The organism is Halogranum rubrum (assembly GCF_900114455.1).
Taxonomy (GTDB): domain Archaea; phylum Halobacteriota; class Halobacteria; order Halobacteriales; family Haloferacaceae; genus Halogranum; species Halogranum rubrum.
Window position 1 is genome coordinate 590,257 of the sequence record NZ_FOTC01000001.1, and the last position, 14,997, is coordinate 605,253.

A 14,997-nucleotide genomic window follows, 5' to 3' on the forward strand; every position below is an offset into this window, starting at 1 on the left:
TGGTTTTACACTCTCGTCGATATCTCAACTGCCCATCAGACTTAATACCACGTTCCTACACATCAATCATAATGGTTGATGAAAGAAGTAATCACTCGTCACCAAGTCTGAGCAGACGAACGTTCGTCAGCGGTCTCACGTCGCTCGCCGCGGCGTCGGCGTTCTCGCTCGACGTCGCCGCTGAGACCGCTTCGCAGGTCACAGGTGGCGACGACACACCCACACAGACACTCTCCTCGCCGGACGGTAGCGTCGAGGTGACCGTCGACGTCGCCGACGGTGTCCCGACCTACCGGGTCGTCTACGAGGGTCGGACCGTCGTCGAGAACTCGACGCTCGGGTTCGAGTTCGCCGACCAAGCACCGTTCGGTGCGGACGTGACGGTCACGGGGACCGAACGGTCGAGTACGGACGAGACGTGGACACCCGTCTGGGACCAGTACGACGAGATACACGAACACTCCGAGGGACTCCGTCTCGGTCTCCGAGAGACCAGTGGACCGCAGCGTGCGCTCACCCTAGAGTTCCGTGCGTTCGACGACGGTGTCGGCTTCCGCTCGGTCGTTCCCGAAGACAGCGGGTTCGGCGACTTCACTATCACCTCGGAGCGTACCGAGTTCGCGTTCGCGGGCGACTACACCTCGTGGTGGATTCAGAACGACTTCAACAGCTACGAGTACGAGTACACCGAGTCGTCGCTGAGCGAGGTCGGCGAACTGAGTCCGTTCGGCGGCGCGCACACTCCCATCACAGCGAAGGCTGCCGAGGACTGTTACGTTAGTCTCCACGAGGCGAACCTCGTCGACTACGCGGCGATGGGCGTCGAACCCGTCTCCGCGGGGTCGACGACGTTCGAGTCGACGCTAGCACCGCTACCGGATGGGACGAAGGTGACCGCATCCGCACCTCACCGGACGCCGTGGCGGACGATTCAACTCGCGTCGTGTCCCGGCGACCTCGTCGAGTCGAGTCTCGTCCTCAACCTCAACGAGCCACACGACCCCGAGGAGTTCCCGAAGGGAACAGATTGGATTACGCCGAAGAAGTTCCTCGGCGTCTGGTGGCTGATGATTACGGGTCGGGCAAACTGGGAGTACACCGGTCCGGAGTCGGGGAATCACGGCGCACAAACTGGTCGAATGAAGCGTTACATGGACTTCGCCAGCGAACACGGCATCCCGAGCGTGCTCGTCGAAGGCTGGAACGAGGGGTGGAGCACTTACCCGGGCGACGGCAGCGCGATGGACTTCGACGACACCTACCCCGACTTCGACATCAGCGAGGTCACGTCCTACGGCGCGCAACTTGACCCGCCCGTCGAGATGACCGCCCACAACGAGACGGCGGGCAACATCTCGAACTACGAGTCGCAGTTGGACGACTCGCCGAACCCCTTCGCCGACTACGAGGACCTCGGGATTCGCTCCATCAAGACGGGCTACGTCGCCGACAGCGGCGTCACCATCGACGGGACGACGTACAACCACCACTGTCAACCGCTGGTGAACCACCACCACCTCGTCTACCGCGAGGCGGCGAAACACCGGCAGATGCTGGAGGTTCACGAACCCATCAAACCGACCGGCGAGCGTCGAACCTATCCGAACGTGATGACGCGCGAGGGCGTGTACGGACAGGAGTACGACTCTTTCGGGACTATCAGCCCCTCGCATCACGTGACGTTCCCGTTCACCCGGATGCTCGGCGGTCCGGTGGAGTTCACGCCGGGCATCTTCGATATGGACTCCGGCTCGGGCGGTATCGAGACGACGCGCGCCAAGCAACTCGCCATGTACCCGACGTACTTCAGCGGTCTCCACATGGTCGCAGACCTCCCGAGTTCGTACCTCACAGAGCAGAAGTCGACCGTCGGCATCGGCGAGGTTGCACAGGCCGAGTTCGGCGAGCGAGATGGTCTCGCTCGGGCAGCGACGTGGGCCGGGGCGCAGGGCGGCCGATACGTCGAGTTCGACCCCAACACCGTCGAGACGGGCGCGAGTCTCTCGTGGATGGTCACGGACGTCGCGGAGGCGGGCGAGTACGACCTACATCTGCGGTACGCGAGCGACAGCGAGAACAACGCCGTCCCCGCCGAGACACCGCGGACGGTGACCGTCTCTGTCGACGGCGAGACGAACACCCGACTCGAACTCTCACCGACCGACTACTGGGACGAGTGGGCGACGGTCGCGACGACGGTGTCGCTCGACGCGGGTGACAACGAAGTAACGCTGACGCTCACCGAAGACGACACGGGCGGATTCAACCTCGACGCCGCCGCGCTGACGCCGCGCGGCGAGTCCATGCCGGCGCCCGAGACAGACCCGATTCGCGGCCCGACTGTCCCCGCCTTCGAGTACATCGAAGATGTCCCGGCCGCAGGATGGGACGACACGCGGGTGCTCGACGCCGCCATCGGCGACTACATGGTCACGGCACGGAAGAAAGACGACACGTGGTACGTCGGCGCGATGACCGACGAGGACGGCCGCGCACTCGACGTTCCGCTCGACTTCTTGGCTCCCGGCTCAGCCGCTTCGAGCAGCGGACGGGGGAAGGAGAAGAACGCGAACGGCCGCGGACCGAACGGACCGGCGTACGTCCTCGAACTCTACTCGGACGGCGTCGACGCCGCCTTCGACGAGAACCTCACGGACGTCCGTATCGACGAGGCGCTCGTCGACCCGAGCACGACGGTGCTGGCGTCGATGGTCGAGTCCGGCGGGACGGCGATGCGACTGCGCCGAGCGACGGGCGAGGACCGCGCCGACCTCCCGACCTACGAGCGACCGACGCAGGACCTCTCAGTCACCGTCGACAGCGAGACGTTCGTTCAAGAGCAGTTCGTCACGGCGACTGGGTCCAACGACGGTGACTACGTCGGCGGGACGACGGTCGAACTGGTCGTCGACGGTGAAGTCGCGTCGACGACGAACGTTCGTCTCCCCCCGAACAGCACCAATCAATCTGTCGCGCTGTCGTCGACGCTCGACGACCCGGGGACGTACGACGTGATCGTCCGAACCGCCGACGGGACGACGCTGGCGACGGAGATGGTGACGGTCGAACCGCCGGTGACCGTCGCCTCCATCACCGACCCGCAGGGAGACGACGACGGTCCAGGAGCGTACACCTATCCGACGAACGAGGCGTTCCGAGCGGGCGCGTTCGACCTCCGGTCGTTCACCGTCGCACAGACCCCGAGTCTCTCGGAGTTCACCTTCGAGGTCGGCAGCCTGTACAACGCCTTCGGCAGTAGTCGGGGGTTCTCGCCGCAGTTGTTCGTCCTCTGGCTTCGCGACCCGAACAAAGCGGGCGGCAGCACGGAGAGTCTCGACGACCTCGGCGCGAACGTCTCCTTCGAGCGGCCGTGGCACTACCGCCTCGAACTCAGCGGGTTCACGAAGAGTGCGGTCACGGCGAGCGGCGCGCCGCTTACGACGAGCGATGGGTCGGCAGTCGCCGTCAGAGAGAGCGTCGACATCGAAGCAGGGACCGTCACGATGAGCGTCGACCGAGCGGCGTTCGACGGCGTCGACGTCGCCGAGTTGGAAGTCGTCCCAATGGTCCAATCCGAAGACCGCGGGACGCTCCGACCGGTCGCTGCGGAGAACGCCGGTTACGTCTTCGGCGGCGCGAAGGTCGATGCCGTCGACAACGCCCCGCTGGTGATGGACCTTGTCACGCCCGACGACGTCGCACAGAGCGACGCGCTGGACTACACGAGCGAGCAGCGCGCGACGCTTCCCTTCCGCTCACTGTAGTCACCAAAGGCCGAGGATGGCAGTGCGCTGACGTCGACACCACCGCCAACCCGGCGGTTGGACCTCTTCGAGTCTATAATTCACAATAGTGATTGAATAGATCCGAGTGCTGACTGTTGTCTACTATTCGCATTTTCCTCCAAGTATGGACAGTACTATTCGCAAAATAGCGAACTAACACTCCAAAAATTGTCCTATACGGCATATATGGTGTACAGAAAGTCTTTTAATTGTGGGTTATCCCCTCTCTCCTTCTAACATTCACGAAGGGTGTTCAATACCCACGGAGTACTGCTATTCTCTCTTGATGTGTTCTCGACTATCGGTCACCTGTGTTTTCTCGAGGATCCAACGATATTTGTCAAAGCTGGTCTGCGCTTGTCCGCCGTCGCTCGAACTCGTCGGGAATCATCGACAGCGTGTCACCCGTTCCGAAGGGGAGTCGACCGAGGACCGAAGTGTACCTGAACATAGCCGCACGGAGTCCGACAAGGGAAACAGTAGACTGATTTCGTTCGAATCGACGAGTCTAAAACATTACAATCGTAATATCGTAACACTTCTGCACCAACCCTTGATGACTCGACCCCTCGACCGGTAAAATAGCGTCTCTCACGCGGCCAAGTGTCCAACAATATCTAATCACACGTCGACTCCGACAGTCGTGATACTCGTTGTCGTAGGCTATCCGTGTGAACGCGAGTTGTGTCTCAGTCGTTGGTACTCTCCTGTAAGATGATAGTTGTGAGACGTATCTACGGCTGTCGAATTCGAACGGTCCGTGTCGGTTCTGCACTCTCGATCTGGTTTTCAACGGTGTCTCTCTCGGTCGGAAAGCCCACTCTTCTACTGGAGGCTGGTTTACGGCTGTAGCTCTCTGTACCAATCGACGACTGGGTCTGTACGTGCGTGAGGGCAGCGTACAGAGGTCGATTCGACGCAGTGTCTTCTGCTTTCCAGCTGGCCGAGACGTGAGTCGTGTACGTAAAATTAGTTGTAGTAATCGTCTACAGCACCGGCGTCGTTCTCCTCGACAGTTCACTTCGATTCGACAGGTTGAGGCCCCTCCCTGTCGGAGCTATCGTAACATGTGGCCTTGGGGACACCTCGCCGTCGGATATCTGCTCTATTCGCTGTATAGCCATCGACTGAAGAACCACCGTCCGACGAACGTAACCGCACTCGTCGTCGCGTTCGGGACACAGTTTCCCGACCTCGTCGACAAACCGCTGGCGTGGACGGTGTCACTGCTCCCGACGGGACGCTCGCTCGCACACTCGTTGTTGACAGCATCACTCGTCCTCGGTGTGGTACTCTTCGCGGTTCGTCGGTATCGGCGCGCGGAGGCCGAGACGTACACGTCGTTCGTCGTCGCGTTCGGTATCGGATACCTCTCTCATCTCGCCGCAGATGGACTGTATCCGCTTCTCGGAGGGGAGTTCGCGAACCTCGCGTATCTCGTCTGGCCACTACTCCCCCTCCCCGTGTACGACACCAACAAGAGCATCTTCGCTCACTTCCTCACGTTTCAGTTCGATACGTTCGCACTGTTCGAGTTCGGCCTCGTCGCACTCGCGCTCGTCGTCTGGTGGGCCGACGGCGTCCCTGGCGTTCGACCGCTGATTCGGCCTCTCACGCAACGATAAATATCGTTTTGTTAATAGTGTCGGTTGGCGTGGAATATCCAACTGTGCCATCGAAGTGTGGTTGGTGTAGAGTATTGTCGGATTCATCCTGCGCCTAAAGGCGCAGGTATTCTCCTTGATTCTGTATGACCCCCAACGAGTAGACGAACCACCAACTGTTCTCTCCACATTCGAAGTTATTCCGTTCACAGTCTATCTTCGGATTCTGCACTATTCTGTATTTATTCACAGTATCTTTTGTATGGACGTTCAAAAAACACGTTCTACATCGTAAGACATTTAATTATCTTCCACAATCGCTTTCCCAGAATGCTCGACGAACCTGAGCTCGAAGATGAGCGAGCGACACCGGATACGAACGAAGCAGATGCGGATAATGAATCACTGCTAAACCGACGGACGGTACTCAAGATGGGTGCCGCTGCGGCGGCCGCTGGACTCGGCTCTGCGGGCCTCACTGGTACCGCCGCGGCCGAGACTGAGCGCCACGGAATTCAGTTCGGCACGGTCGTCAACGCCGTCGACGATCTCGGCATGGACCCTAACGGAAATGAGCCAATCGACGACGCACTCCAGCAGACGATGGACGACGAGGACACTCTCGTCGAGTTCCCGCCGGGGACGTACCTCGTCGAAGACGACCACGCCGAAGGAAGCCTCAACAACTGGGGTATCCGTGGACTCGGTGATGTGGCGTCGGACGTTCGGTTCGTCTCCGAGCCAGGGAGTTCGAAACATCTCATCCGCACGGGTGGCGGTGACGGTATCCTCATCGAGAACGTCGCACTCCACTACGGCAACGACGAGCAAGGCAGTCTCGGACTGCTGTTGAAGGCCAACGACAACCTGCGCGTCCGATACGTCGAGTTCATGGGATTCAACCCGACGGCCGGTAACGGTGCCGTCGATAACCTGAGCCCGCAGATCATCGACGAGGACGGAACGGCAATCGTCGAAGGAGTTGTCCGCAAAGGACCGACCGACATCACTTCTCACGGTCACCTCGGCAACGACTCCAACGAGGGATGTATCTGGCTCGGTGAGAAGCACGTCGGCGAACTCATCATCCGGGACTCCCACATCGAGAACACCGGAACGAACGCCATCTACGCACGCCGCTGTACGGGCGACGTGAAGGTCGAGAACTGCCTGTTCAAGAACAACAACCAGGCGTCGCTCCGCATCGGTGGCGACGGCTGTCACGTGAAAGACTGTGACTTCGTCGTCGACACCGACGACGTCCCTGACTCGAACGGTGGCGAACTCATCAACCCCCACAGCATCGTGTGGGAGACTGGCCCGCGCGGCGACAAAGGTGGCGCTATCGAGAACTGTAACTTTGTCTACCGGAACGCGCCGTCGAAGACGGCCGCGGCCGTCTGGGTCGACGGCTCTGCCGGCGAGATGGCCATCCGCAACAGTCGATTCGAGTTGGAAGCAGACGACGTCGCCGCAATCCGCATCGACGACCCGACCGATCCCCGTCTCGGTGAGACGGGTGCGCGACCGTGGGGTGTCGAAATCGACGGTGTTAGCGTCACTGGCTCGTCTTCGGGCTCCGATCCCGCGATTCGAGTCGACAACCGCGACGGCTCTGTCGTCCGTAACTCCTGTCTCCAACTGACAGGCGAGCGAGAGGGTATCGCGCTCCGCAACTCGGATGCGCGCGTCGTCGACACGAACATCAACGTCTCGGAACTGACTGGACTCCTCGACGAATCCGGCGTCTCCACGTCGAATCTCACCAACGAGGCTTCCTGTCCCGCCCCCGACCTGGGGTAATCCGGTTCGAGACTCAGCGTTTGGACAGGACGCCCCCAGTCCAAAGCTTCGTCACCGACCGTAAGCAGCCCCTACTGCGCGTAGTGAGCGCATACCCAAGGATGTGCTCGTCGAAGGGAGCGTAAGGCGGTGGCGACGGTGGCCACCCACAGAGAGGCGAACTATGTCAGACACGCTATCATCGACGACGAACGGCCAAGACTGGGGAACGCAAACGTACGACAACGTCCGCGTCGACATCACACCACAGGCCGACGACCACTACGACGTCGTCGTCACGCATCCCGACGGCGAACGAAGTCGACACGCCGTCGAACGAGTCGTGATCAACTCGGCGGCCGTTTTCTTCGACAGCCACATCTGGTTCGTGGACGCCAATCTCGACGTCGGCGTTCCGATCAGTGAACCCGGTGATACTCTCTGGGTCTGGCCATAGCAGAAGCAAGCGACATGGCAGTAGTGAACGGTTCGTCCCCACGGCTCGTGAGGGGTCTAATTATGCTTGTATATTACGGCGAAAGTACTATCCAGAATCCACCCTGAGCGTCAGGTCCGGGAAAACGCCCCGGTGAGAGGGCGTTCAGGTTCCGGAATGCCAACTACACCCCACTTCCGCGGGTGTGCCGTTCGTGGAAGTCGAGTGCAGTACGGTGTTCGTTCTGAACTGGCCTATAGATAATGGCTACGTAGTGCTTCAGGTTGGTAGCCGAGGTGGAACGATGTCGCCATCAAACAGACGATTCACACGGCTACCGAATCTCTCTGAGTACCTGATTTAGCTGGAAAATAGGGTGCTAAGCCCCCCTTCCTCAAGGAGTGAACGGAACGAAGTGAAGTGAGCGAGTAGGGAGGGGATACAGCACCCGCACGAATTTCAAACACGCCAATCAGCACTATCAATATACCACACTTCGTACCAATTGACACGTCGCATGATGTACAGCCCTCGCTTCCGCTTGTTCCCGAATACGGAGCAACGCGAAGCGATGGACTGGCAACGAAACACCGTGCGACAACTTTACAACCACGCACTCAACGAATTCAACCAGATACCTGGAGACGCAGGAACGCTCCGGCAACGCGTCTGGATGGTTAGAGACACGCTCCCCGCGCTCAAAGACTGGTGGCCAGCACTCAAACGGGTCTACTCAACGGTCTTGCAAAAAGCCGTTGAGCGCATCCGTGATAACATCCAGAACCTCAGGAAGCTCAAGGCCAAGGGCTACAATGTGGGGTCGTTGAACTGGAAGAAACCGCGTGAGTACCGGAGTTTCACGTACCGACAATCAGGCTTCGAACTCGACAAGAAGAGTGGCCCGAACGGACGCGGACTCCTAATCCTCAAGAAACTCAAAGGCGAAACCCGTGAGATACCGATTCGCCTTCACCGAGACCTTCCTGACCACGAACAAATCAAAGAAGTCACGCTCAAGAAAGAACCCACTGGCGCGTGGTACGTCAGCTTCTGCATCGAGACCGACAAACCCGAGAGATCTGCCGTCGAAGATATCGAACCCGGAGACTCCGTAGGTCTTGACCTCGGGGTTCTCAACTTCATCCATGACTCTAAGGGACGGTCGATAGGACGACTTGACTTGCCCAATGAACGAGAGCGGATCGAACGTGAGCAACGCTCGCTCTCCCGCAAAGAGTATCAGTCCAAGAATTGGGGGAAACAGCGTCGGAGGGTCGCGGAAGTCCACGCCCGGATGTCGAATAAGAAGCGTGATTACAAGCACAAGCTCGCGCACTTCTACACGACAGAGTACGACGCCGTGTTTGTTGAGGACCTCAACGTCAAGGGAATGCTCGAATCCTCAGAGAACGCGCGGAACAAGGCCGAGGTGGGATGGCGCAACCTCATCACGATTTTCAAGCACCACGGCAAGAAAAACGGGTGTCACGTGGTTACTGTCAGACCTGAGAAGACGACGTTGGAGTGTGCGTCGTGTGGCACATCGGTGTACAAGCCGTTGTGGGTGCGTGAGCATTCATGTCCATCGTGTGGGTTCGAACTCGATAGAGATTGGAATGCGTCGTTGAACGTTCTCTCACGAGGACTACAACTAGGAGTGGTTCACTCCGAAGAAACGCCTGTGGAGACTGCGACCGCTGTGTCTACTGACGGAGGCTCTCAAGCCGTCGTGGTGGATGCAAGTCGCGTCGTAGAAACAGGAAGCCCCGTCCTCAAGGAAGCAACGCGAAGCGTTGCTGAGTAGGGTGGGGTAGTTCACCGCGGGGAAGACGTTGACACCGAGACAACCGATCTGTTGGGTAGTGATTTCAGACGACTGCTTGAAGCCCCATACGTGTGGTTACTGTGCAAGACTATTTCCCTCTTCGATAACCACCGACGAAGCACAATCTCAATAACTGTATAAGTAACTCAAAACATCCATTATTTTGGATTCTTTCCCAAAATAGTAGAAAATATTGGTCTGGTAGTAATGTAAGTAACAACTAGCCTACCGGTAGAAGAAGTACACAACAACGGTCTTTTTAGATTTGTACAATTCTACCGTTGGCGGTGTGGTTTCGTTGAGTCACTACTTGGCATCGAATCTCGCCTTACCCCGCGTTTGAGAATCCACTGACGTCGTTCATCACCAGAACCGAGAGGTCTAGTCGGCGGTAAGCCGAGAGCCTCTGGTGACATCTGCAAGCACGAGTTGTCAAACGTAGGATTGAGTAGGGCGGTTCACAGATCCGTACCGAATCAGTGTTTCTCGCTCAATAAGACGTCCCTCTCTTGCTACTAGCTGTCACTGTTTCAGTGGGTTCGTGTTAAAGCGATCTTTGTAGAGTTTGGTGACTTTTTCCTGTGCTGCGCCATCCGAATACGCGCTTGGTAACGAGTAGCCGTCGGGCTTGTCCTTCTCCTTCCAAGCGAGCACCTTCTTTAGCTCTGCTTTGTCCATCGGCTGCATGTCGATTTGAGGGTCCCAACTGTCTTTGCCCGACTCCGCAACGGACATCTTCTTCCAGTCGTACGGCGTCTCGCCATCAAAGATTGCTGTGTTGTATTCAGCAGCGTCAACGACTGGTAATCGGTCGACTTTGTCACGCCACTCTTTCGGCTCTTTGACACAAACTGGTGCGTTAAATGACATCATCCGTTCCGCTGGCCGTAACGTATGACCATTTATGAAATCATGGCACTTCGCGACAGACCAGCCACCTTGCCACGGACCCATTCCAGAGACCGTTGCCGTCATTGACCCGTCCTCAATTCTCGCGAGTCCAGGTTCACTAGCATCAATACCGACGACTGGAATATCGATGTTGTTCTCATTGAGAATAGTCAACCCACCGATTGCGACACCGTCGTTTTGACCGAAGAAGCCCTCAATCTTGTCACCGAACTGTGAGACGAGATCTGACATCGCATTTCGAGCGTCTGACCGGATCCAGTTCCCCTGTAAGCGTGGCCCCAGTCGTTCGATATCCGGATACTCCTTCATCGCCAATTGAACACCAACATTTCGCCCGATATTCGGTGCCGTCCCACGGTTTCCTTCAATGTGAACGAACCCGCCTTCACCATCCATGGATTCGAACAATATCTTCGCAGCAGTGTATGCGTGGTTAACGTAATGTGGTGCGAAGAACTGGACGTACTCGTCGCCTGCGTCCTGTGGTGTGTACCAGTTCGCAATCATGGCTGCCAAAACTGTTGGTACACCTGATTGGACGCACGTCTCCGCCAGTGAGATCGAGGCGGCGTTCGTGTACGTCTGTCCCATAATCATGTCCGTTCTACTAGAAATTGCAGTGTCGAACTGCTCTTGTTGGGTTTTGACGTTCCCATCGTTTGTCTGAACCTTCGATTCGTACCCAAATGCTTCTGCTGCTTCGACGTATCCTTTTTTCCACGACAGCCAGTAAGAGTTCTGCAGATTAGAGATTGAGGCTAAGGACGTCTTTTCACTATCGCTGCCACTTGCAAGACTACCAGTACAGCCTGCAAGTCCGGTCAGTGTGCCTATCGACCCAGCTGTGGCCGTTCTCTTGAGAAAGGCCCGTCTTGAGTGGTTGGTGCTATCTGTTGGCATATGAACTCACCGTGACTTTTTCTCGAGAGTATATATAAGTTTTGTCTCCTTCACGATTATTGGTCGTAGTATATGTTGAGTGGATGAACGGTTTAGAGTACGTAACGGACACAGTGCTATCACAGAGACAACGTCGCCGAGGGAAGAGCACAGTTGGTCAGGCAACCTATTCGCCTAACCCAGAACTCGGTTGATAGTCGATCTGTCGAGTGAGAGTTGAGTCATCCTCAGATTGCTGTAAAAACAGCCGGCTAGGAGAGATTCTACTCTCGCGAATTTTAAATATGGGTGAGTCTCGAATGCCGGTCATGTAGGGCAGCGTGAGAGTCGAACAGTACTCTCTAATCTTATCTGCCGACATCGAATTTCACACCGAGGAAGTAACACAGAGAGAAGCATCTGGCGTTACGCTCCTATGCTTGTAACGGGAAACAGAGTACGGGGGTCAGACTTTCCGTTAGAGGTTATACTGGTTGAGTAGTCGCACTGACCCGAACATCTGTTCGGGGTTTTAACAAAATCGAAGAATGTCTACCATTGCAGGTGAAGACGAGAGTCACCGATTCCCAGACCGGTTGTGTTACAATAGTAGTACTGTAATCACGTGGTCACGAAAGCGAATACTCCAACTCGAATTCGTTTGCGACGCCGAGCACGATATTGGGGAGTTCCTCTGAAAACCACTCACCAGTGAGACGGTTCGCCGGACTAGCAACGCTGAACGCACCAATGACTTCGTCGTTCGGACCAGTAACGGGAACACCAACTGCTTTGATACCCTTGAGTTGCTCCTCGCGGTTAAACGAGTATCCACGCTCCCGAATCTGGTCGAGTTCGTCCAACAGAGTGTCGGAGTCGGTAATCGTGTTCTCGGTTTTCGCTGGGAGTTCCCATCGGTCGATAATCTCCTCGACTCTCTCGTCCGATAGCGTGGAAAGCAGTGCTTTTCCCGCCGCTGTCTGATGAAGATAGAACTGCTTGCCGAGAGTCGAGTACTGCCAGACAGCGTGTTTCCCCGAGTACGTGTGAAGATAGACGCCGCGACCATTCTCTTCGACGACGAAGACGGCACGACATTTGCTCTCTTCGGCTAGTTGTTCCGTGTAGCCCTTCGAAATCCGGTAGGCTTTCTTCCGGTTCTGAACGTAGTTTCCGAGTTCCAGCAGGTGGAGTCCGAGGTGGTAGATATCGCCTTCCTTGACGACGTATCCGTTCGCCTTCAGCGTCGTAAGATGGCTATGGATAGTACTTGGTGCTCGTTCTAGGTCTTCTGCGAGTTCTGTGACACGGGCTCCGTCTAAGTCCTTTAGTCGATCGAGAATTTCCAATGTCGTCTCCGATGATTTCAGCGTCCGTCGACCGTCGTTTGTGCTCATGGCATGGTGTAGCAAGCCATGGTATTTAATATTCCGCATTGTTGAATCTGCCCTTGTCCACCTACAGACGGGTGATTTTGATTGGAAGAGAGACTACTGACGGCCTCTATAATTCGTATCGAAGAGTGAGGAACAAACGAGCTGAGTATATAATATCCACTGTTGCCGAATAGATACGCTGAGTCACGATCAGGAAGTAGAGGGTCTCTAAAGGGCATACAATCGGTATTTGCGCATCTCAAGATAAACTGTAGACATGTATTCTAGAATTTGTATGGTTCATTCCTGTATGATAATAAATATTCATCACGATTGCTGGCACCGTGACATCTCTTCTCACCCTTCTGTTTGAGGCGTCTCTATGCCCAAAATCGGTACTTCTCACAACTTGTCACACATACTGTCTCTGTCGTTGCCATTTCCCAACCTCCGTTGGATTCGCGAGCATCGAAAACTGAGTGATGCTCGCGACGGGTTCAGCGACAACGCGTAACCAACGATATCGCGGACTTACAGCCCGAGGATTTCACGAGTCTCGGCTGGCGACGCGATAGGTCGATTAAGCTCGTCAGCAATCCGAGCGGTTCGTTCGACCAACTGGGCGTTGCTCTCAGCGAGTTCACCCTTCCGATAGTAGATGTTGTCTTCCATACCGACCCGAACGTGGCCCCCCATCGCGATCGCCATCGTGGTTAGCGGCAGCTGATGCCGACCCAACGCGAGCGCCTGCCACTCGCTCGATTCAGGGAGGTTATCGGCGAAGTTGATGACGTTTCGTGGAAGTGCTGGTGTCCCGTTCTGCATACCGAAAATCGCCGTACACCAGTACGGCGGTTCGAGTAACTCTTCCTCGATGAGATGCTCCATCTCGGGAATGTGTCCCGGATTGAAAAGCTCCAGTTCTGGTTTCACGCCTGTGTCAAGCATCCGCTGAGCGTATTCCTCGTTTTGTTCCCGAGTATTCACTGCAGTTCGCGTCTGACCGAAGTTGACTGGACCGAGGTCGACAGTCGCGAGGTCGGGTCGTGGTTCCGTCTGCAAGATGGGTGCGATGCGCTCCTCACGAGACCAGATGCCTCCACCACCCGTGGTGAAATTGACGAGGATGTCGTCACAGTGTTCCTCTATGGCATCGCGGATTGCTTGGAACCGAGCGACGTCTTTCGTTCCTTCACCGTTCTCGTCGCGAGCGTGGATGTGAACCATCGATGCCCCTGCAGCTTCGCAAGCCGCGACATCTCGTGCTATCTCTTCAGGCTGTTCGGGAAGATTTGGGTTCGCCTCTTTCCCGTGGTGACCACCAGTCGTTGCGACACTGATTATCAACTTCTTCTCGAAGTAGTCGCTGTAACCTTGGTATGGCATACCTCTGAATGTCCTCTATCGTCTATTAATAGCTTTGGTTGTATAGGTTACAAGCTACACTCCTCGGTGGAAATCCCACGAGTGAACTACTCTCTGGAGCGATTTGCGCTCAAGTTGCTCTGGCTACCCTCACGTATACGCTACAAACGACCGTGAAGGTTACAGCAGATTTTTATACTGGCACATGCGATTCGTGAACATGGTGTTAGATAGCACAGCAATTGTGACCGGAGGCGGCCGTGGTATCGGTCAAGCCATCTGTGTCAGATTAGCGCGGGAGGGTGCAGACATCGTCATCGCAGACCTCGACTCCGCAGAAATGCGTGAGACGAAGCGACTCGTCGAAAACGAAGGACAGCAGGCACTCGCTGTCGAAACTGACGTCACTGAGTTGGAGAGTGTCCAGCACACCGTCGAAACAGCGCTCGACGAGTTTGGCGGAGTCGGTATCCTCGTCAACAACGCAGGAATCGCTGGCCCGACGAGTCCATGTGAGGAGATTGAGCAAGATGCTTGGGACGCGACGACGAATGTCAACCTCCGTGGTCCGTTCTTCATGTGTCGTGAGGTGATACCCGTCATGAAAGAACAGGGCTACGGACGCGTCGTCAACATCGCTTCTGTGACGGGAAAGAAACCGTTGCTGAATCGAACACCGTACGCGGCGACGAAGATGGGTCTCATCGGATTCACTCGAACGCTCGCCGTCGAAGTCGGCGAACACGATATCAACGTGAATGCGATCTGTCCAGGGTCGGTCGACGGCCCCCGAATCAGAGGTGTGTTCGAGCAGCAAGCCGAGGCGACTGGACGGACGTGCGACGAAGTACGAACTGAAGTGGAGAGTCAGAGCCCCCGAAACGAACTGGTAGACCGAGAGGATATCGCGAGTACGGCGGCTTATCTTTGTTCGGACGACGCATCGCGTATCACAGGACAGGATATCAACGTTTCCGCCGGGAAGGTGATGTACTAGATGACTGCACTCTCGATTGGATACAGTCAGTCGAAG

The 14,997-nt window shown here is 56.5% G+C and carries 9 protein-coding genes; 6 read left to right on the plus strand and 3 right to left on the minus strand.

Annotated elements, in window-relative coordinates:
* Positions 1-71 precede the first annotated feature (71 nt).
* The 5 genes from BM083_RS02820 to BM083_RS02840 all read left to right on the plus strand — a co-directional run bounded on the left by BM083_RS02820 (position 72) and on the right by BM083_RS02840 (position 9,411).
* A complete protein-coding gene (locus BM083_RS02820; protein WP_089865485.1) occupies positions 72-3,764 on the plus strand; it encodes a glycoside hydrolase family 97 N-terminal domain-containing protein in 3,693 nt (1,230 codons plus the stop codon).
* Between the two features lie 1,088 nt (positions 3,765-4,852).
* A complete protein-coding gene (locus tag BM083_RS02825; RefSeq protein ID WP_089865488.1) occupies positions 4,853-5,410 on the plus strand; it encodes a metal-dependent hydrolase in 558 nt (185 codons plus the stop codon).
* Between the two features lie 309 nt (positions 5,411-5,719).
* Positions 5,720-7,192: a hypothetical protein gene (locus BM083_RS02830; RefSeq protein ID WP_089865491.1), complete on the plus strand. Its 1,473-nt coding sequence runs from the start codon at positions 5,720-5,722 to the stop codon at positions 7,190-7,192.
* A gap of 163 nt (positions 7,193-7,355) precedes the next feature.
* Positions 7,356-7,628, plus strand: coding sequence for a hypothetical protein (locus BM083_RS02835; RefSeq protein WP_089865494.1), 273 nt, complete (start codon positions 7,356-7,358; stop codon positions 7,626-7,628).
* A 496-nt stretch (positions 7,629-8,124) separates the two neighbouring features.
* Positions 8,125-9,411, plus strand: a complete 1,287-nt coding sequence (locus tag BM083_RS02840; protein WP_089865497.1) for an RNA-guided endonuclease InsQ/TnpB family protein — start codon at positions 8,125-8,127, stop codon at positions 9,409-9,411.
* Positions 9,412-9,954: 543 nt separating this feature from the next.
* Here BM083_RS02840 and BM083_RS02845 read toward each other — a convergent pair.
* The 3 genes from BM083_RS02845 to BM083_RS02855 all read right to left on the minus strand — a co-directional run bounded on the left by BM083_RS02845 (position 9,955) and on the right by BM083_RS02855 (position 13,985).
* Positions 9,955-11,244, minus strand: a complete 1,290-nt coding sequence (locus tag BM083_RS02845; RefSeq protein WP_089865500.1) for a sugar ABC transporter substrate-binding protein — start codon at positions 11,242-11,244, stop codon at positions 9,955-9,957.
* A 608-nt stretch (positions 11,245-11,852) separates the two neighbouring features.
* The gene (locus tag BM083_RS02850) at positions 11,853-12,620 is read right to left on the minus strand and encodes an IclR family transcriptional regulator (protein WP_009376587.1); all 768 of its coding nucleotides are present in this window, start codon (positions 12,618-12,620) and stop codon (positions 11,853-11,855) included.
* 510 nt (positions 12,621-13,130) lie between these two features.
* Positions 13,131-13,985: a beta-keto acid cleavage family enzyme gene (locus BM083_RS02855; protein ID WP_089865503.1), complete on the minus strand. Its 855-nt coding sequence runs from the start codon at positions 13,983-13,985 to the stop codon at positions 13,131-13,133.
* A 199-nt stretch (positions 13,986-14,184) separates the two neighbouring features.
* On the opposite strand from BM083_RS02855, the gene BM083_RS02860 reads away from it, so the two are divergent.
* A complete protein-coding gene (locus BM083_RS02860) occupies positions 14,185-14,961 on the plus strand; it encodes an SDR family NAD(P)-dependent oxidoreductase (RefSeq protein ID WP_009376583.1) in 777 nt (258 codons plus the stop codon).
* Positions 14,962-14,997: the final 36 nt, after the last annotated feature.